This is a genomic window from Pseudomonas sp. GNP013, from assembly GCF_054343995.1.
Genome location: NZ_JBTGUT010000001.1, coordinates 3471213 through 3488889 on the forward strand (window position 1 = coordinate 3471213; position 17677 = coordinate 3488889).

Sequence of the window (17677 nt, forward strand, 5' to 3'; positions counted from 1 at the left end):
ATCACGCTGTTCCCCTGTGGGAGGGGGATTGCTGCCTCCCACCATGAGACTGCATTTTTTCAGTTCAGCAGCCGGGTGATGGCCCGCACGATCATCTCCACTTCCTTGCCGTCCAAGGTCAACGGAGGCAACAGACGGATGATCTTGCCCCGGGTCACGTTGATCAGCAGCCCATGTTCATGGGCGGCGCGCCGGGCCAGGTCACGATAGGGACTGGCCAGTTCGATACCAATCATCAAGCCTTTGCCGCGAATCGCCACCACCTGCGCGCACTCGTCCAACTCCATGCGCAACCGCGCCAGCAGGTGTTCGCCCTGGCGCGCCGCGTTGTGCAGCAGACCTTGTTCTTCGATGATGTCCAGCACCGTGCAACCCACACGGCACGCCAGCGGGTTGCCACCAAAGGTGCTGCCGTGACTGCCCGGCGTGAACAATTGAGCGACCGAGGCCTTGGCCAGGCAGGCGCCGATGGGCACGCCGTTGCCGAGGCCTTTGGCCAGGGTCATCACGTCAGGCACGATGCCTTCATGCTCAAAGGCAAACCAGGTGCCGGTGCGGCCGATGCCGGTCTGAATTTCGTCGAGCATCATCAGCCAGCCGTGGCGTGTGCAGTGGTCGCGCAGGGTTTTCAGATAGCCCGGCGGCGCCATCAGCACACCGCTTTCGCCCTGGATCGGCTCCAGTAAAACCGCCGCGATACGCGTGCCCCACTGTGCAGTGATCGTGTCCAGGGCGGCCAGGTCGCCAAAGCCGACCTTGATGAAATCTCCCGGCAAACGCTGAAACCCCAGGCGCACCGAAGGCCCGTCACTGGCCGCCATGGTGCCGAGGGTGCGGCCGTGAAAGGCGTTTTCCATCACCACCACCAACGGCTGCTCAATGCCCTTTTTCCAGCCATGCAGGCGGGCAAGCTTGAGTGCCGTCTCGTTGGCCTCGGCGCCCGAGTTGTTGAAAAACGCCCGGTCCAGGCCGGACAACTGCGTCAGCCGCCGGGCCAACCGCTGTTGCCAATCGATGCTGTAGAGGTTGGAAGTGTGCAACAACAGTCCTGCCTGTTCGCTGATGGCGCTCACCAGTTTGGGATGGGAGTGCCCGACGTTGGTCACCGCCACGCCCGCCACCGCATCCAGGTACTCACGGCCCTGCGGGTCCCAAAGACGCGTGCCAAGGCCACGGGTGAAGCTCAGGGCCAGGGGTTGATAAGTGCTCATCAGGCAGGCGGCGGTCATGGTGGCGGGCTCCAGTGTCTTGTTGGGGTGGCTTGAAGTATCGTTAGCCACCTCAGCTGGATAAACTCCGCTTTCGTGCAATGACTTTAAAGCAGGGCTTGATAATGGATTTATTCCAGGCAATGTCGGTGTACGTGAAGGTGGTCGAAAGCGGCAGCATGACCGCCGCCGCCCAGGCGTGCGGCCTGTCGACCACCATGGTCGGCAACCACCTGCGCGCACTGGAGCAGCGCCTGGGCGTGAGTCTGCTCAAGCGCACCACACGCAAGCAAAGCCTCACGGAATTCGGCGGCCAGTATTACCAGCGCTGCCTGGAAGTGCTGGGGCGGGTGGCCGACTCCGAGCACCTGGCCGAACAGGCGCACAGCGAGATTCCCAAAGGCACCTTGCGCATCACCGCGCCGCCGGCCTTTGGCACCGAGCGCCTCGCGCCGGCGCTGAGTGAGTTCTCCCGCCGCTACCCGCTGATCAAGCTGTATGTGGTGCTCAGCAACGAGCGTATGGACCTGATCGACAGCGGCTTCGATGTCGCCATCCGCCTGGGCGAACTGGAAACCTCCGGCCTGATCGCTCGCCCATTGCAGGACTACACCATCACCCTGTGCGCATCACCGGATTACCTGGCACGCCAGGGCACCCCGCAGACACCCGAAGACCTGCGGCAACACGACTGCCTCGCCTTCGCCTACCCCGCCGCTGACGATTGGCGCAACGCCGACAAACTCTGGCGCATGACCGGCGCCGAAGGGGAAATCGAGGTCGAGGTGTCGGGCTCACTGACCCTCAACAGCTCACAAGGCCTGCGTCAGGCGGCCGTGCACGGCATGGGCATCGTCATGTTGCCCGATGCGCTGGTGCGGCCGGACCTGGAGGCCGGCAAGCTGGTGGCCTTGCTGCCCACCTACCAACTGCCCAGCCGCCCCATGCACCTGGTGTATCGCCAGGACCGCTACCGTTTGCCGAAGCTGCGCGCGTTCGTCGACTTTGTGGTGGAACAGTTCGCGCGCTAAAAGCCCACCCCCAACCCACGCAACTGCGCGGCAGTGCGCTCGGCTGACACATGATGAATGCCCTGCCAGCCCAGAGCGATGGCGGCCTCGACATTGCCGGCCACATCATCGATAAACACCACTTCTCCTGCCTGAATATCCGGCAGATGGGCGCGCACCTGTTCGAGGCTGGCGTGGTAGATCGCGGGATCGGGCTTGATCAGCTTCAACTCGCCGGACACGACGATATCGCGCAGACACTGCAGGAACGGGTAGTTGGCGCGGGCGTAGGGGAAGGTTTCAGCGGACCAGTTGGTAAGCCCGAACAGCGGCATATTGACGGCGTGCAAAGCCTTGAGAATCGCTACGCCTTCGGGCAATGGGCCACGCAGCATTTCCGGCCAGCGGTCGTAGTAGGCGCGGATCAGGGTGTCGTGGTGCGGGTATTGATCGATCAGTGTGCGGGTGGCCTTGGCCAGGGGGCGGCCGGCATCCTGCTCGGTGTTCCAGGCCTGGGTGCAGATGTTGTCCAGGAACCACTGGCGTTCATCGTCGTCGGCAATCAGCTTGCGGTACAGGTGCAGCGGGCTCCAGTCGAACAGGACACCGCCGAAATCGAAAACTACTGCACGAATCGTCATCAGATCCTCCGTTGGCATGGCGTGATAGCCGAAGGATTCTGGCAGAGTTTGTCAGGCGGGAGCTGCGCGTCAGCACGTAGGACGCTTCTGAAAAACACCCAAAGCAACTGTGGGAGGAGGCCTGCTGCCGATGGCTGAGTGTCAGTCAACGTGTGTGGCTGACACCTCGCTATCGGGAGCAAACCCCCTCCCACATTGTTTAAACCGTGTCTCAGGCCTGGATCAAACCATTGATCTTCACGGTCGGGTTCACGTCGGCCTCGTAGTCCACGCCGTCGACCTCAAAACCGAACAAGCGCAGGAACTCAGCCTTGTAGCCGGCGAAATCGCTGATCTCGTTGACGTTGTCGTCGGTCACCTGATTCCACAATGCGGCCACGGCGTCCTGAACTTTCGGTTCCAGCTCGGCCAGGTCGGCGCGCAGACGGCCATCGGCGTCCAGCTTGGGCTCGTTGCCGTACAGGCTGTCCTTGAACAGGCCATAGACCTGCTCGATGCAGCCTTCGTGGGTGCCCTGCTCTTTCATCACCTTGAACAGCAGCGACAGGTACAGCGGCATGATCGGGATCGCCGAGCTGGCCTGGGTGACCACAGCCTTGAGCACCGACACACGGGCATCGCCCTTGAGCGCCGCGAGGTTGTCGCGCAGGGTCAGGACTTTTTTATCCAGGTCTTTCTTGGCTTCGCCGATGGAACCGTTCCAGTAGATGTCCTGGGTCAGCTTCTCGCCGAGGTAGGTGAACGCTGTGGTCTTCGCGCCTTCGGCCAGTACGTCGGCGTCGCGCAGGGCGTCGATCCACAACTGCCAGTCTTCGCCGCCCATGACTTTCACGGTGCCGTCGATTTCTTCCTGGGTGGCCGGTTCAAGCGTGGTGTCGACCACGACGCCCTTGTCGGTGTTGATGCCGCGCAGGGTCACGGCCTTGCCGATCGGTTTGAGGGTGGAGGTGTGCACCACGCCCTGCGGGTCGGTACGGCGCGGCGCGGCCAGGCTGTAGACCACGAGGTCGATCTTGCCCAGGTCTTTCCTGATGGTGTCGATGGTCAGGCGCTTGATCTCGTCGGAGAACGCGTCGCCGTTGATGCTCTTGGCGTACAGGCCTTTCTCGACGGCAAACTTCTCGAACGCCGCGCTGTTGTACCAGCCGGCGGAACTGAGTTTGCCCTCTTCGCCTTCTTTCTCAAAAAACACGCCCAGGGTGTCGGCGCCACAGCCAAACGCAGCACTGATGCGCGCGGCCAGGCCGTAGCCAGTGGAAGCACCGAGTACCAGCACCTTTTTGGGGCCGCCCTCGATGACGCCATGTTGAGTCACGTAGTCGATCTGCTCTTTGACATTCGCTTCACAGCCAACAGGGTGAGCGGTCACACAGATGAAGCCACGAACCCGCGGTTTGATGATCATAAAAATTCTGCCTCTTCCAAGGTGTCGAAGGCCAATGGTGGCCATTCAACTTAATCGTACCGGTCTATGACGCCCAAAAAACCGAAGCGTCACGATAGTCGCAAATCTTCCGTTTACAAAATCCAATCCGCACAGCGGGCCAAGTGCGGCTAGGGTTAGAACTGAGCGCATTCTTCACAATTTCCCACTACTTAAAACGCCCGCGAACGGTAGAACGCCTTTATCATGAACGGATTGTTTCAATATGTTTCAAAACCAACCACTCGCGGCCATGGATCCGGACCTGTCGAATGGCGTCCAGCTGGAGCTGAGTTTGATGAGCAAGTCGGTTTTACGTAAAAGAGCAGTGTCGCTCGCCTGGGTAGCAGGCGTCCTGCTGATCATTGGTCTGTTCCCCCTGACCTCGGCGGTATTCCTTGGGCTGGTACTGGTGTGCGGTGTGTACGACTTCCTGCGCAACGGCCTGTACGACCGCGACACCATCAAGAAATATTTCATCGGAAACGGACGCAACACCTGGGTGCTGGCACCGTTCAACACCCTGCTCGACCTGCTGAGCCGCCGTAATCGCCATGTTTATACGATGCATGATCTGCCGCCGGCCTGGCGCGAGGACCTGCAACAGGTGATCGACGACGCCATGGCCCACAAGGACGAAATCATCGGCTACCTGGATACGCGCATGGCCGAGAAAAAGCGCGGCATGCTGTTTTTCCAGTGGTACGGCCGTCCGATCGAAACCACGTTGGATATTCCGCAACTGCGCAAGAAACTGCCGTTCGTGAAGACCATCGGCGTATCGGTGTTCAACGAAAACCGCTCCACCTCGTTTCACTTCGGCCCGCTGCGCATGATGTTTCGCGTGCTCTACAACATGGCGCCGGCACCGCACCACGAAGGCGTGTACATCCAGGTCGGCAAACACAAACACTACTGGCACGACGACCCGCTGTTTATTTTCGATGACACGCTGATGCACGCCTCCTTCAACAAGAACGACGCAAAGCGTTACTGCCTGTTTATCGACATCGTGCGGCCGACAATGCTGCCCTCGGTGCTGAATGCCGTGATTGCCGGTTTTGCCGGCCTGGTCTTTACCCTGCGTCGGGTTTTCTACAAAAACTGGAAGCTGATTCAGTAGGTTCTGCGGCATGATGGGGGTGGACGGTATTTGCGCTCGGCCTTGCGCCTGAGGTAAATATTCGGCTCGCGCGCCGTCAACGGCGCCCACTCTTCTCAAGCCAACGCATCCCAAAGGATGCGGTGGCTGTGCTTTCAAGGAATCAGAATGCCCCAACGTCACGTCATCAACGCCTCCGTCAGCCCCAAGGGCAGCCTCGAAACCCTCTCCCAACGCGAAGTCCAGCAACTGAGCGCCGCCGGCACCGGCAGCATCTACACCCTGTTTCGCCAGTGCGCCCTGGCCATCCTCAACACCGGCGCGCACATCGACAACGCCAAGACCATCCTCGACGCCTACAAAGATTTTGAAGTGCGTATCCATCAGCAGGACCGCGGCGTACGCCTCGAACTGGTGAACGCGCCGGCAGACGCATTCGTCGACGGCGAAATGATCGCCAGCACCCGTGAGATGCTGTTCAGCGCCCTGCGCGACATCGTCTACACCGAGAACGAACTCGGCAGCCAGCGCATCGACCTGAGCGACTCACAGGGCATCACCGACTACGTATTCCACCTGCTGCGCAACGCCCGTACGCTGCGCCCGGGCGTCGAGCCGAAAATCGTGGTGTGCTGGGGCGGGCACTCGATCAACACCGAAGAATACAAATACACCAAGAAAGTCGGCCACGAACTGGGCCTGCGCAGCCTCGACGTGTGCACCGGCTGCGGCCCCGGCGTGATGAAAGGGCCGATGAAGGGCGCGACCATTTCCCACGCCAAGCAACGCATCACCGGCGGGCGCTACCTGGGTTTGACCGAGCCTGGCATCATCGCCGCCGAGGCACCGAACCCCATCGTCAACGAACTGGTGATCCTGCCGGACATCGAAAAGCGCCTGGAAGCTTTTGTGCGCGTGGGCCACGGCATCATCATCTTCCCGGGCGGTGCAGGCACGGCCGAAGAGTTCCTGTACCTGCTGGGCATTCTGATGCACCCGGACAACCGCGACGTGCCGTTCCCGGTAGTGCTTACCGGGCCCAAACACGCGGCGCCCTATCTGGAACAACTGCATGCGTTCGTCGGCGCCACCCTGGGTGAAGCCGCGCAACAGCATTACCAGATCATCATCGACGATCCAGCCGAAGTGGCGCGCCAGATGACCGCCGGCCTCAAGGCGGTGAAGCAGTTCCGTCGCGAGCGCAACGATGCGTTTCACTTCAACTGGCTGCTCAAGATCGACGAGGGCTTCCAGCGTCCGTTCGATCCCACCCACGAAAACATGGCCAGCCTGCAGTTGAGTCATGCGCTGGCACCCCATGAGTTGGCGGCCAACCTGCGTCGTGCGTTCTCGGGAATCGTGGCGGGCAACGTGAAGGACAAGGGCATTCGCCTGATCGAGGAAAACGGTCCTTACGAAATTAACGGCGACCCGGCGATCATGAAACCACTGGATGAGCTGCTGAAGGCATTCGTGGCCCAGCACCGGATGAAACTGCCGGGCGGCGCAGCGTATGTGCCGTGCTATCGCGTGGTGCAATAAGCCCCGCGCGCGGTGGGTCATAGTTTGTAGCGCTTTAGGGCACGAGCGAGCGTGTGAGGATCCTGCGTTCGGACTAGGGTTTTCCTATTCCAACTCACTTCTGCGAGCAACCTATGGACCAACGGATCTTGTCCTTCAGCACTCCTTACTCTAGGGTAAGGGGCATTATGTTGGAGGTATTAACCATGGCAACCGCCACACTGACGTCGAAGGGGCAAATCACTATTCCTGTCCAGGTCAGGACCGCCCTGGGCCTGGAAACAGGCGACCGGGTGGAGTTCGTCGAGATGGAAGACGGCAAGTTTTCCATGATTGCCGCGAGCAAAACCGTCAAGGATCTCAAGGGGCTGATCAACACGCCTGCCAGGCCCGTATCCATCGAGGACATGAATCAGGCCATCGCGGCCCGGGGAGCAAAAGCGCGATGATCGGCCTGGATACCAATGTGCTGGTGCGCTACGTCACCCAGGACGATGCGGTGCAGTCGGCCAAGGCATCGCACCTGATTGAATCACTGACTGCCGCATCGCCAGGTTTTGTCAGCGTGGTGTCCATCGTGGAATTGGTGTGGGTCCTGCAGTCCTGCTACCAATCGGCCAAGGCCGACGTGGTGCTGGTGCTGGAGACCCTGCTGCACACCCGCGAACTGACCATCGAACACGCCGATATCGTCTGGAAGGCACTGCGCAAGTTCATCGCCAGCAAGGCCGACTTTGCGGACTGCCTGATCGAGCGTTGCGCCCACGCGGCCGGCTGCGAATACACCGCCACATTCGACCTCGACGCCGCCAAAACGACGGGCATGAAGCGACTGGGCTGAGCCGCGGCGTTGCAGCTGACGGCGAGCTTTGGTAAAAAATCGACTGTCCCCTTGATCAAGAGAACACCGAACGTGCGCACGCTTCTGCTCACAGCCGTGACCCTACTGCCTGCCCTCGCCTTGGGCGATGCCATCGTCTGGCCCGACTTGCCGCAGAGCTGCTTCGTCAGCGGCCGCTCGGCCACCAATGAGGACGTGGACAGCGGGTGCGCGGCGTTCCTGATCAATGTGAAGGGCAAAGCCGCAGGTACGCCGATAGCGCTGGATATTCCGCAGTACGCGATGCATATGGACGAAACATCGGGTAAGGAAACACCGGTGATCATTATCCAGGCGGAGGAAAACGGCGACGTTAAGGCGGTGGGATATCGCGAGCTGGGCACCGATCAACTCGGGGCGGCACTGCTGCGAGAGGTTCGGCTCCTGGGTACCCAGAAGCCGATTTAACCAGGCTCAGCGCACCCAGCCACCCACCTGCCAGTGGAAACCATCGCTGTGCTGCACCCAGTGCGGATGCACATAACGATAACCCTCGCGAACCGGCTCCCAATGACCGTGCACCGCGACATACCGCCCGCCCGTCCAGCGCCAGTAACCGCGCGACCATACATAGCCATAACGTGGCGCCGGCTCGACCTCGATCACCTGCACCGGCGGCGGTTGTGGCGCGACCACTTCAACGTAATCACGCTGCATCGGAACGCGTTCATGAACCACGCGCTCCTGTACACATCCAGATGCTGCGACGACCACCGCCGCCAATGCCGCATAACGTAACAACATACAAAACCCTCGGGCGCTTACACCCTGCAATGGTAAAAATCCCCCCTTGCTGCAACCACGCTCCTGCATGGCCCTGGGTATTTTTTAACAGGATGTGTCTGTCAGCTTGCTGAACCTGCACGCCTTACGAGGTGCATGCGACTGTCGGTCGTTTCACGATCGCCACGCCGACAAAACTGATCAACAGCCCTACCCACTGCCAGCCGCCGCTGCGCTCGGTATCGCTGCCGGTGGACAGTGCCGCCGTCATCAGCGGCTGCAGCGCGGCGATGATGGCCGCAATGCCAGGGGGCAAGCCATTCTGCCTGCATGAGCAGGTCAGGCATTTCAAGGTGTGAACGTCGCCCATAAAAAAGCCCGCTGACCGTCACCGGTTCAGCGGGCTTTTTCTTCAGCGATGCGTGTTGCTGAGCAGCTTACAGCGCCAGGTCGGACGCCGGCTTGCTCGGCTCAGCCGCAGGTTTGGCAGCCTCGGTGGCCTTTGGCGCCGCCATTTGCGGGATCGCAGGCGGTGGCGTCAATTGCAGAACACCGGCGGTGTAGGCCCATTCCTTGGCAACCGCTTCCGGGCTGTCGTTCAGCTTGGTGCCGTAGCTCGGTACGATCTGGTGCAGCTTGGCCTGCCACTCAGGGGTCGCCACCTTGTCCTTGAACACTTTCTGCAGCACGGTCAGCATGATCGGAGCCGCGGTGGACGCGCCTGGCGATGCACCCAGCAGGCCTGCGATGGTGTTGTCGGCGGAGCTGACCACTTCGGTACCGAGTTTCAGGACGCCGCCCTGTTCTTCGTCACGCTTGATGATCTGCACGCGCTGGCCGGCTTGCCACAGGCGCCAGTCGGACTGCTTGGCGTTCGGGAAGTATTCCTGCAGTGCCTTGAAGCGGTCGTCGTCCGACAGCATCAGTTGGCCGGCAAGGTACTCGACCAGCGGGTATTCACGAATACCGACTTTGGTCATGGGCCAGATGTTGTGAGTGGTGGTGCTGGTCAGCAGGTCCAGGTACGAGCCTTCCTTCAGGAACTTGGTGGAGAAGGTCGCGAATGGGCCAAACAGGATCACGCGCTTGCCGTCCAGCACGCGGGTGTCCAGGTGCGGAACCGACATCGGCGGTGCGCCAACCGAGGCCTTACCGTAGGCCTTGGCCATGTGCTGCTCGGCGATGGCCGGGTTATCGGTCACCAGGAACGAGCCGCCAACCGGGAAGCCTGCGTATTCCTTGGCTTCAGGAATACCCGACTTCTGCAGCAGGTGCAGTGCACCGCCGCCCGCGCCGATGAACACGAACTTGGCGTCGGTTTCGGTCTTGGTGCCGTCTTTCAGGTTTTTGTAGCTCACACGCCACGAGCCGTCGGCGTTCTTGGTGATGTCCTGCACTTCGCTCGACAGTTTCAGGTCAAACTTCGGCGTGGTTTGCAGGTGCGCGACGAACTGGCGGGTGATCTCGCCGAAGTTCACATCGGTGCCGATCGGGGTCCAGGTGGCCGCGATTTTCTGGCTCGGGTCACGCCCTTGCATCATCAGCGGAACCCACTTGGCGATCTGCGCCGGGTCTTCGGAGTACTGCATGCCGGCGAACAGCGGGCTCGCTTTCAGGGCTTCGTAGCGTTTTTTCAGGAACTTGATGTTGTCATCGCCCCACACAAAGCTCATGTGCGGTGTGGAGTTGATAAACGAACGCGGGTTCTTCAGCACGCCCTGCTGGACCTGCCAGGACCAGAACTGACGGGAGATCTGGAACGCTTCGTTGATCTCGACCGCTTTCGGGATCTCAACGTTGCCGTTCTTGTCTTCCGGGGTGTAGTTCAGCTCAGCCAGGGCCGAGTGACCGGTACCGGCGTTGTTCCAGCCATTGGAGCTTTCTTCGGCCACGCCATCGAGGCGCTCGACCATCTCCATCGACCAGTCCGGCTGCAGCTCGTTGAGCCACACACCCAGGGTTGCGCTCATGATGCCGCCGCCGATCAGCAGCACATCGACTTTCTTTGCCTCTTCCGCGTGAACGGACGTGATCCCCATCGACAAAGCCAGCCCCAGCAGGGCAGTGTTTACTTTTTTAAACATCAGTAGCACCTATGATAAAACGCCATCCGCCCTACCGCCCCTGACTCTGCAGACCGTAGGGTGGGCACACAAGGCCGACGTATCGACCTCACTTTTGTCCCTTCTGCGCTGACTTTTTATCATTATTGGCTTCAGCTACCTGGGCGACAGCCCACCGCCGGGACGTATACGGATGTACGCACCCGGGAAAGACCTGTCCAGAACGGCGCGCAGAATATCATGCCAAACAGCGTTTATGGGTCGTTTGGCCAATTGACAGCATTAAATCGCGGCTTTTATTGCGCAGGTGTCAAGGCTGGCAGGCGCGACCTGAGGTCACAGGCCTGGAACTCTCGGACAAGCGGCTGTTCTAGACACCTTCACCGTCGCGTGCGTAGCATCGACGACTGTCTTTCGTGCACCCATTCAAACAGAGCCATCCATGTCTATCCAGCAAACACCCGGGCACCTGCTGCCCGCGCGCAGTGCCGCCAAAATGGAAGCGGCCATGGCCGTGGGCGCTTTCGCAATCGGCACCGGCGAATTCGCCATCATGGGCCTGATGCCCGACATCGCCCAAAACCTCAACCTGAGCGAACCCCAGGTCGGCCACGCCATCAGCGCCTACGCCCTGGGCGTGATGGTCGGCGCCCCACTGCTGGCGATCCTCGGTGCCAAACTGCTGCGCAAACATATGCTGCTGTTATTGATGGCGCTTTACGCCTTGGGCAACCTCGCCACCGCCTTCACTCCGAGCTTCAGCTCACTGGTGGCCTTCCGCTTCATCAGCGGCCTGCCCCACGGCGCCTACTTCGGCATCGCCGCGGTGGTCGCCTCGAGCATGGTGCCCTCGGATAAACGCGCCGGCGCCGTCGCCCGCGTGATGATGGGCCTGACCCTCGCCATGTTGCTGGGCAACCCCATCGCTACCTTCCTCGGCCAACACTTGGGCTGGCGCTCGGCCTTCGCCCTGGTCAGCGTGATTGCCCTGTGCACCATCGCGCTGGTCTGGCAATTCGTGCCCCACCGCCACGACGAAGAACGCAGCGACCCGCGCAAGGAAATGCGCGCCTTCACCAAACCGCAGGTGTGGATGGCCCTGTCCATCGGCGCGATTGGCTTTGCCGGGATGTTCTGCGTATTCAGCTACCTGGCGCCGACCATGCTGGAAGTGACCAAAGTATCGCCACAGTGGATTCCGTTTGGCCTCGCGGCGTTTGGTGTCGGCGGGATCATCGGCAACATCGCAGGCGGCAAACTGTTTGATCGCATGCAGTTTCGCGCGGTGGGGCTGATATTGGTGTGGTCGATTGCCGTGCTGCTGTTCTTCCCGTTCGCCGCATCGTCGCTGTGGGGCGTGCTGCTGAGCATGGGCCTGGTCGGCACCATGGTGTCGCTGGCGGCACCGTTGCAGATCCGCCTGATGGACATCGCCCACGAAGCCCCAAGCCTGGCGGCCGCGTCCAACCACGCGGCGTTCAACCTGGCGAACGCGCTGGGGCCGTGGTTTGGGGGAATGGCGATTACAGCGGGATTGGGCTGGACCAGCACCGGCTACATCGGCGCAGCGACCGCACTGCTCGGCCTGGGCCTTTACCTCATCGCCCGACGCATGAAAGGCGGGCACTAACTCGCCAACCTGCGCAGTACCACTGTGGGAGGGGGCTTGCTCACGATAGCAATGGGTCAGTCACCACAAAACTGGCTGGCCCAGTGCCGCATCAATCATCATGCAACAACCCCGAACCATACTCTCCATAACTGCTACCCAGCCCGCTGCCGCCAAAACTCATTTTGGCGGCTTTACTCGGGCTATGGTCGCCAAACGCCTGGCATCCGCCCGAGAAGCATGGGTCGCTGCTGACGTTCGCGCCCGAGGAGCAGGCGCTCAATAGCAATGTGCCGCTGATCAGCAACAGTTTGATGAGGTTTGAGGTCATTTCCCGGGTTCTCTGCAGGCTGGAGGCGTTGGGCCTCTCTTGCAGAGAATCGTAAACCTCAACACGGCAGAGAATGATGAAATTTTGCTGGGGACAGGATGCGTCCAGAGCGCCGACCTGGGAAACGCTTACATCCGCTGTAACACGTAGCTGTTCTCAAAACCATGCACGCTTCCCAGCACGTTGAAGTCTCTGAAGAACCCCGTAGCCCTGAGCAGATCGACCGCAGGCCCCACCTCAGGCGAGTGTTTAAAGTCGCGATAATCGTCCAGCACAATAAAACCGCCCGGCACCACGCTCGGCGAATACAGCAGGAAATCCAGCAACACGTTGCGCATGGTGTGACCGCCATCGATATGCAACAGCGCAACCCTGGGCGCCAGATTGTAGAAACGCTCGGCACTGAGTTCCGAGAAGCCGCGAATTACCACCGCATCAGGCAGCATCAACGCTTGATAGTGACTGAACTCCTCAAACTGGTTCGGCAACTCAAACGGGTCAATACCGATGACACGCCGCTCGCCATTGCACACCTCGTTCATCAGCATCAACGACTTGCCCTTCCACACGCCGATTTCCACCACGTCACCCGGCAGCTCGGCCACCAAAAGCGACAGGTAGCCCAGCAGGCGTACGTGATCATGGAACGACAACTCACGACGCTCCATCGCCTGCTCAGGCAGCAGGCTAGCCTGGGCCTGTTCGAAATGCTGGCCGATCAATTCCCACACCTGGGCGATGCTGGCAGTCAACTCCGGGTTGCTGGTGAACTCGTTGAGTTCCTGGATAGTTATCATTGTTTTCTGATCACTCCGAACGGCTAGAGGGACATAGGTTGGCTGCGTCCTGGCGGTCAGGCCGGGAACCGATGATGGGCATCAAGAACGTCGCGGCAATTTCGGCGAGAAATAAGCGCTGACTTTTTAAGACCACATCCTTCAATACTAGCTCGGATCCTACCGACGCGTGATAAGGCGTCGCTCAGCGTCAGAACGCGACCCGGGCGACAGAGGCGCTTTGCGTCCTTGCCCAGCACTGTCGTGAAACGGGCAATATACGCCGCTCCGACAGCCAGCATGCATCCCTGATAAACTGCGCGTCATTCGCCATGATCCAGATCCCTCCAATGCCCCTACAAACCGCCCCACTCTCCCGCCGCTTCTCCGTCGCCCCGATGATGGATTGGACGTAGCCTTCCCCAAAACCGCCACTACCGCTGCTTTCGAGGCGTTGAACGGCCTTTTTCGTAGCAATTTCTAAGCAAGCAACAATTTACTAGGCCACTGCTATGCTTAGCCCTTTTAGGCGGGGTGACACACATGTCAGGGGAATACTCACTCCCAGATTTGCTTGAACGAATGTACGAGAATCAGCTCGCGTTGGAAGCAGCTCTGATGAAATTGGCTCTCCAAAGCGAAAAGCAAGGCATGGATGAGGTTGGTGACAACGCATGTGGTGCTCTATTCGTGATAGGCGAAAACGCTGGGCACATCAAGCAGGGCTTGGCGAAGCTACGAACTAATCGTCTCTGACAAAGCACACCCCAATTGTGTAGGAGTATGTGAGGGGTTTTGAGGGATGGGCCCGTGGTTGCTGGCTGTGGAGTCCGGCCACAGTAAGTCGCAGAAATGCATTACGGGCATTGGGAGGCATAGATTGGCGTAAGACTTGCCCCATTTTTGCCCCATCCTGACCGACCATCCATCTGATATTCATTAGCTGCTGATAAGCCCGATCAGGAGGCCAAGTGAATTGCGACAAGATTGCTTTCGGCCTAAGAGCAGCAGGTCGCGAATGGCTGCTACCGGCCATAAGCGAACCAGCACCGAACACCCCTCACGCGTGGCGCTTATACGTCAGGTAATCATGGGCACCGGTACCGGTGCATAAAAACCCCGCCTTCTCGTACATCCTCTTAAAAGTCTAAAAACTGTAGGGTTGAAGCTCGGCGACCTGTGAAAGCAATATCAGGTGTTCTACCGCTTTCACTTTTTCAAGATGATCAAGGGTATCTGGCCCGCCCAACATAAACGCTGGAACAAAGCCATACATCTCATCATGACGCAAAGCCCCCAGCTTTCTCTTCGCTGGTTTGAACAGATCGCCATAATCGTTAGAGTCAAAATTTCTGGACAGCAGGAAAGAGCGGAACCCTTTGTCCATTTGCTCCCCTGTATATATAGATGAATGTGTTGTATAGCGAGAAAGGATACTAGTTATTTTAAGGGAAGCCCCCGTTCTTTCACCCCAAAGATACAGATCACCAAAGGCACTACGGGCAATCAGATGGTAGGTATCAAAGGCTTCAAATTTCGTCCCTTCAAGCCAAGCCCCTACTACCCCCTCGTATTCTTGCGGGTTTACTAACCAGAAAATGCCATCGCCGTAACCGCACCAGCCATGTTCAGCCCAATACTCCAAAAGTTGATTGGGTAATTTACCTCTGTATCTCTCGATACTTGATGGTGGTACTTCCTGTCGGTCAATTTCATTACCGAACTCTTCTAAGAAAATTGAAAATACTTCATCCATTATTCATCACCTTTAACACTTGTGGAGTTTTACATTGAGGAAGGTTGATCCTCTCATTGGCTTTGGTATGTTTTCAGCTGCACTTTTCAGGTTTTTGATTTTATTCCTCCACTGTGGACCAATGCTTGAATTCACCTGTTTGTCACCAAAGTCTGCAATAATGTCTTTGCCGCCAGCGCTCAAATCGGGGTTATGCAGGCCTGCAAGGCTTGACATCGTTTCTTTAGCTTTTTTTAGACTCGCTACTCTCGCATCTTTGGGGGGCAGCGTTTGTAAAAAATCTTCGTTAAACCGCTCTTGTAATTTATCTTGTAAATCATTTCGGGCCCGTGTAGCAGCCGCCTTACTACGCTTTACCGGATTAGCGATATTCTCCAAGTATTCATCAACTGTCAGTCGATTCAGCCCGTCCTCTTGCCCTTTTAACTGACGCTCGAACTCCCCGATTTTAGAGGCTGGCATCTTGTCGGCTTTGAAGCACTCGACCTCATGACGGGGCATGGTGTTTGGTTTGCCCTTGGGAGGCTCTTTGTCTTTTCCAGATGGGCGATTCGGTGGTGGTTCCTGTGGACCAAGTGCGCCTCTGCGAGGCTCTGACATCTGGAGGTCTGGGCGTTTTTTCAGCGCCTCTTCGTGTTTGAGCATCCATTCGCCCAGCCGCGCCCCTTTGGAACTGGCGCGCATTTCCTGTGCAAGAACAGTGGCGTTACCTCGACCACGAGTGAGATAGGCAACGATAGCCCCCAGTAGCAAGACGACAACCTCCACATGTCCCAAGGCTATGTGATGAGCTGCCCTTTCCGGCGCAAAAGGATCGTCATGGCTGTACGGACTTAACCCGTCATCGCCCTGTGCGCCTTCCCATGCGATACTGATTCCTGTCAGATAATACTCGCCAATGGCGGGCAAACCCTCGACGAAAAACTCGGCAATAGACGTTAGCCCCAGTATTCCCAATATCCAGGTACTGACCTGCAAGCCCATTGCGGCACCTGCGGCGCCCATGGGAATGGCCCCAGCACCTCCGGCCAAAACACCTACACCCGCGCCAATGACGCCTCCGGTCAAGACACTGCCCGCAACGATCATCGCCATTTGAGTGACAACACCAATCAACTCGTGAAGGATGCTGGAAATATCAAGGTCGGAGAAGCGTTGCCTCAACAACTCGGCGGCTTGCCATTCGGCGTGGGTAAATGCGGTTCTGACACAGTTGACGCGGCGGATATTGAGAGAAACGGAGGCTACATATTCGTTAAGCTGCGTGCGAATGCCCGCTCCTGCCGGTTGGTAACCCATTTCGTGGGATATGCGGTCTTCTATCTGGTGCCATGAAGGCACGTCCCATAAGAACATTCCATCTCTCCCTGACAATGGGTTTGTCATCGCCTCGCCAGAGTATGGGGAAAAATGGAATGAGAAATCAATAGACACGATACATAAGATAAGGAGTGGATTGATAGACTGGTAGTTTTAGAAAGCTACCCAATGGCTCAAAATCTTTTTTGGATATTGTTTTGTTTTTCGAAAAATATAGGTGTGTATGGGAGGGTTTTTGGAAATCAATCCCCTTACGGGGCCATTATCCCTAATATAGTAAAATTGCAATTTTTCGTCCGCGACCAGGCAAATCCGTTTTCTTATTTAAATTTAGCGAGGCAATTTCTTCAATGAGGAAAAAGGGGACAGATTTATTTAACATTAGATTTCGTGTCGCACAGCCAACACTCAGCAACTGACAACATCTAGCGCTGTGCGGGAGAGAGGGAGCTGTCAAAGCGGTGTTCATGCGCGCTTGCCAACCCGGCCCAGAAGCCATGAATCTCTCGAGCACGACAGTATCAAAACGAACATTATCGTGCTCTATTAGTGGCTACCGACTTTGGCCGCCCGCGCTTGAGTTTGAGCATTTCCTTCGCCTGAGCTTTGCTAAACAATCCATAAGTTCATATCGGGGTCAGACCACGATACTCCGGCAGTGAGGTGGAACAAATCACTTCCGGATACACACAGCGACGACCTGCTCATTCAAGCCAGCGCTCCGCGGTGTAAGATGCCCTACAACCATCCACCATCGAGACCGCCATGACTGGAATCTCCCTAAACCTCCCGGAAGACTTGTCCAATTCTCTCGCCGACTTGGCCAAAACCAGCGGCCAGACTGCGACCTATCTGGCGATGGACGTCCTCCGCGACTACATCGAGCACGAAAAAACGCTGACCGCTCAGATCGAGCTGGCAGTAAAAGAAGCCGATCAAGGCAAATTCGCCACCGATGATCAGGTGGCAGCAATGCGCGCTCGGCGCTGGAGCCGGAATGCAGGTTGAGTGGCTTGCAACAGCACTCAAAAATCTGGAAGACGAAGCAAACTATATCGCTCTCGAAAATCCCAAGGCAGCTGACGACTTCTCCGATGCCATTTTCGCTAGTGTCGACAAGCTAGCTCAGTTTCCTTCCATGGGCCGTGAAGGTCGGGTAAAGCGGGCGGTGCCCAACTGGTCCTACTTGATCCCGTATCGGGTACGCGGAGATCGCTTACAAATTCTTGGCATATTCCACACAAGACAACGTCCGCGCTCGCAGTGGTGACGGGCGCAAAACACGCACCTCCGCCCCCCAGACCCATCCCTGAT

The 17677-nt window shown here is 58.3% G+C and carries 20 protein-coding genes and 1 pseudogene; 10 read left to right on the forward strand and 11 right to left on the reverse strand.

What is annotated here, in order from left to right:
• Positions 1 to 59 precede the first annotated feature (59 nt).
• Positions 60 to 1229, reverse strand: a complete 1170-nt coding sequence (locus ACXX81_RS15090) for an aspartate aminotransferase family protein (protein ID WP_458571970.1) — start codon at positions 1227 to 1229, stop codon at positions 60 to 62.
• Positions 1230 to 1333: 104 nt separating this feature from the next.
• On the opposite strand from ACXX81_RS15090, the gene ACXX81_RS15095 reads away from it, so the two are divergent.
• A complete protein-coding gene (locus ACXX81_RS15095; RefSeq protein WP_458571971.1) occupies positions 1334 to 2239 on the forward strand; it encodes a LysR family transcriptional regulator in 906 nt (301 codons plus the stop codon).
• Here the strand turns inward: ACXX81_RS15095 and ACXX81_RS15100 are convergent.
• Both ACXX81_RS15100 and fabV read right to left on the reverse strand, forming a co-directional pair.
• Entirely contained in the window at positions 2236 to 2859 is a 624-nt protein-coding gene (locus ACXX81_RS15100) for an HAD family hydrolase (RefSeq protein ID WP_458571972.1), read from the reverse strand. The genes ACXX81_RS15095 and ACXX81_RS15100 overlap by 4 nt on opposite strands.
• A 211-nt stretch (positions 2860 to 3070) precedes the next feature.
• Positions 3071 to 4264, reverse strand: a complete 1194-nt coding sequence (fabV, locus tag ACXX81_RS15105) for an enoyl-ACP reductase FabV (protein ID WP_209980331.1) — start codon at positions 4262 to 4264, stop codon at positions 3071 to 3073.
• Between the two features lie 316 nt (positions 4265 to 4580).
• Between fabV and ACXX81_RS15110 the strand changes: the two genes are divergently transcribed.
• The 5 genes from ACXX81_RS15110 (at position 4581) to ACXX81_RS15130 (ending at position 8193) form a co-directional block, all read left to right on the forward strand.
• Entirely contained in the window at positions 4581 to 5405 is an 825-nt protein-coding gene (locus ACXX81_RS15110; RefSeq protein ID WP_209980329.1) for an aspartyl/asparaginyl beta-hydroxylase domain-containing protein, read from the forward strand.
• 147 nt (positions 5406 to 5552) lie between these two features.
• On the forward strand, positions 5553 to 6926 hold the full coding sequence (gene ppnN, locus ACXX81_RS15115; RefSeq protein WP_209980327.1) for a nucleotide 5'-monophosphate nucleosidase PpnN: 1374 nt from the start codon (positions 5553 to 5555) through the stop codon (positions 6924 to 6926).
• A 113-nt stretch (positions 6927 to 7039) separates the two neighbouring features.
• Positions 7040 to 7354 carry an AbrB/MazE/SpoVT family DNA-binding domain-containing protein gene (locus tag ACXX81_RS15120; RefSeq protein WP_209980324.1) on the forward strand — a complete coding sequence of 105 codons (315 nt, stop codon included), beginning with the start codon at positions 7040 to 7042 and terminating at the stop codon, positions 7352 to 7354.
• On the forward strand, positions 7351 to 7746 hold the full coding sequence (locus ACXX81_RS15125) for a type II toxin-antitoxin system VapC family toxin (RefSeq protein WP_231423165.1): 396 nt from the start codon (positions 7351 to 7353) through the stop codon (positions 7744 to 7746). Before ACXX81_RS15120 ends, ACXX81_RS15125 begins: the two co-directional genes overlap by 4 nt.
• Positions 7747 to 7818: 72 nt before the next feature.
• The gene (locus tag ACXX81_RS15130; protein WP_209980320.1) at positions 7819 to 8193 is read left to right on the forward strand and encodes a hypothetical protein; all 375 of its coding nucleotides are present in this window, start codon (positions 7819 to 7821) and stop codon (positions 8191 to 8193) included.
• A 6-nt stretch (positions 8194 to 8199) separates the two neighbouring features.
• Here ACXX81_RS15130 and ACXX81_RS15135 read toward each other — a convergent pair whose 3' ends face one another.
• The 3 genes and pseudogenes from ACXX81_RS15135 to mqo all read right to left on the reverse strand — a co-directional run bounded on the left by ACXX81_RS15135 (position 8200) and on the right by mqo (position 10592).
• Positions 8200 to 8529: a YXWGXW repeat-containing protein gene (locus ACXX81_RS15135; RefSeq protein WP_057009591.1), complete on the reverse strand. Its 330-nt coding sequence runs from the start codon at positions 8527 to 8529 to the stop codon at positions 8200 to 8202.
• Between the two features lie 154 nt (positions 8530 to 8683).
• Positions 8684 to 8833 (reverse strand): annotated as a pseudogene (locus tag ACXX81_RS15140) (EamA family transporter); the annotation flags it as partial.
• Between the two features lie 112 nt (positions 8834 to 8945).
• Positions 8946 to 10592, reverse strand: coding sequence for a malate dehydrogenase (quinone) (gene mqo, locus ACXX81_RS15145; RefSeq protein ID WP_209980318.1), 1647 nt, complete (start codon positions 10590 to 10592; stop codon positions 8946 to 8948).
• 421 nt (positions 10593 to 11013) lie between these two features.
• Here mqo and ACXX81_RS15150 point away from each other — a divergent pair, with 421 nt between their 5' ends.
• Positions 11014 to 12201: an MFS transporter gene (locus ACXX81_RS15150; RefSeq protein ID WP_458571973.1), complete on the forward strand. Its 1188-nt coding sequence runs from the start codon at positions 11014 to 11016 to the stop codon at positions 12199 to 12201.
• A gap of 91 nt (positions 12202 to 12292) precedes the next feature.
• On the opposite strand, the gene ACXX81_RS15155 is transcribed toward ACXX81_RS15150, so the two are convergent.
• Both ACXX81_RS15155 and ACXX81_RS15160 read right to left on the reverse strand, forming a co-directional pair.
• Positions 12293 to 12511, reverse strand: a complete 219-nt coding sequence (locus ACXX81_RS15155; protein ID WP_458571974.1) for a hypothetical protein — start codon at positions 12509 to 12511, stop codon at positions 12293 to 12295.
• Positions 12512 to 12639: 128 nt separating this feature from the next.
• Entirely contained in the window at positions 12640 to 13308 is a 669-nt protein-coding gene (locus ACXX81_RS15160; protein ID WP_458571975.1) for a class I SAM-dependent methyltransferase, read from the reverse strand.
• Positions 13309 to 13830: 522 nt separating this feature from the next.
• On the opposite strand from ACXX81_RS15160, the gene ACXX81_RS15165 reads away from it, so the two are divergent.
• Positions 13831 to 14043, forward strand: coding sequence for a hypothetical protein (locus tag ACXX81_RS15165; RefSeq protein WP_458571976.1), 213 nt, complete (start codon positions 13831 to 13833; stop codon positions 14041 to 14043).
• Positions 14044 to 14434: 391 nt separating this feature from the next.
• On the opposite strand, the gene ACXX81_RS15170 is transcribed toward ACXX81_RS15165, so the two are convergent.
• The 3 genes from ACXX81_RS15170 to ACXX81_RS15180 all read right to left on the reverse strand — a co-directional run bounded on the left by ACXX81_RS15170 (position 14435) and on the right by ACXX81_RS15180 (position 16862).
• Positions 14435 to 15043 (reverse strand): GAD-like domain-containing protein, encoded by a 609-nt coding sequence (locus ACXX81_RS15170; protein ID WP_458571977.1) that lies wholly within the window; start codon positions 15041 to 15043, stop codon positions 14435 to 14437.
• Between the two features lie 12 nt (positions 15044 to 15055).
• On the reverse strand, positions 15056 to 16399 hold the full coding sequence (locus ACXX81_RS15175) for a DUF6861 domain-containing protein (RefSeq protein WP_458571978.1): 1344 nt from the start codon (positions 16397 to 16399) through the stop codon (positions 15056 to 15058).
• Positions 16400 to 16631: 232 nt separating this feature from the next.
• Complete coding sequence (locus ACXX81_RS15180; protein WP_458571979.1) at positions 16632 to 16862, reverse strand: hypothetical protein; 231 nt, start codon at positions 16860 to 16862, stop codon at positions 16632 to 16634.
• Between the two features lie 266 nt (positions 16863 to 17128).
• Here ACXX81_RS15180 and ACXX81_RS15185 point away from each other — a divergent pair, with 266 nt between their 5' ends.
• Positions 17129 to 17371: a CopG family ribbon-helix-helix protein gene (locus ACXX81_RS15185; protein WP_231423173.1), complete on the forward strand. Its 243-nt coding sequence runs from the start codon at positions 17129 to 17131 to the stop codon at positions 17369 to 17371.
• Positions 17361 to 17633, forward strand: a complete 273-nt coding sequence (locus ACXX81_RS15190; protein WP_458571980.1) for a type II toxin-antitoxin system RelE/ParE family toxin — start codon at positions 17361 to 17363, stop codon at positions 17631 to 17633. The genes ACXX81_RS15185 and ACXX81_RS15190 overlap by 11 nt, the downstream gene beginning before the upstream one ends.
• Positions 17634 to 17677: the final 44 nt, after the last annotated feature.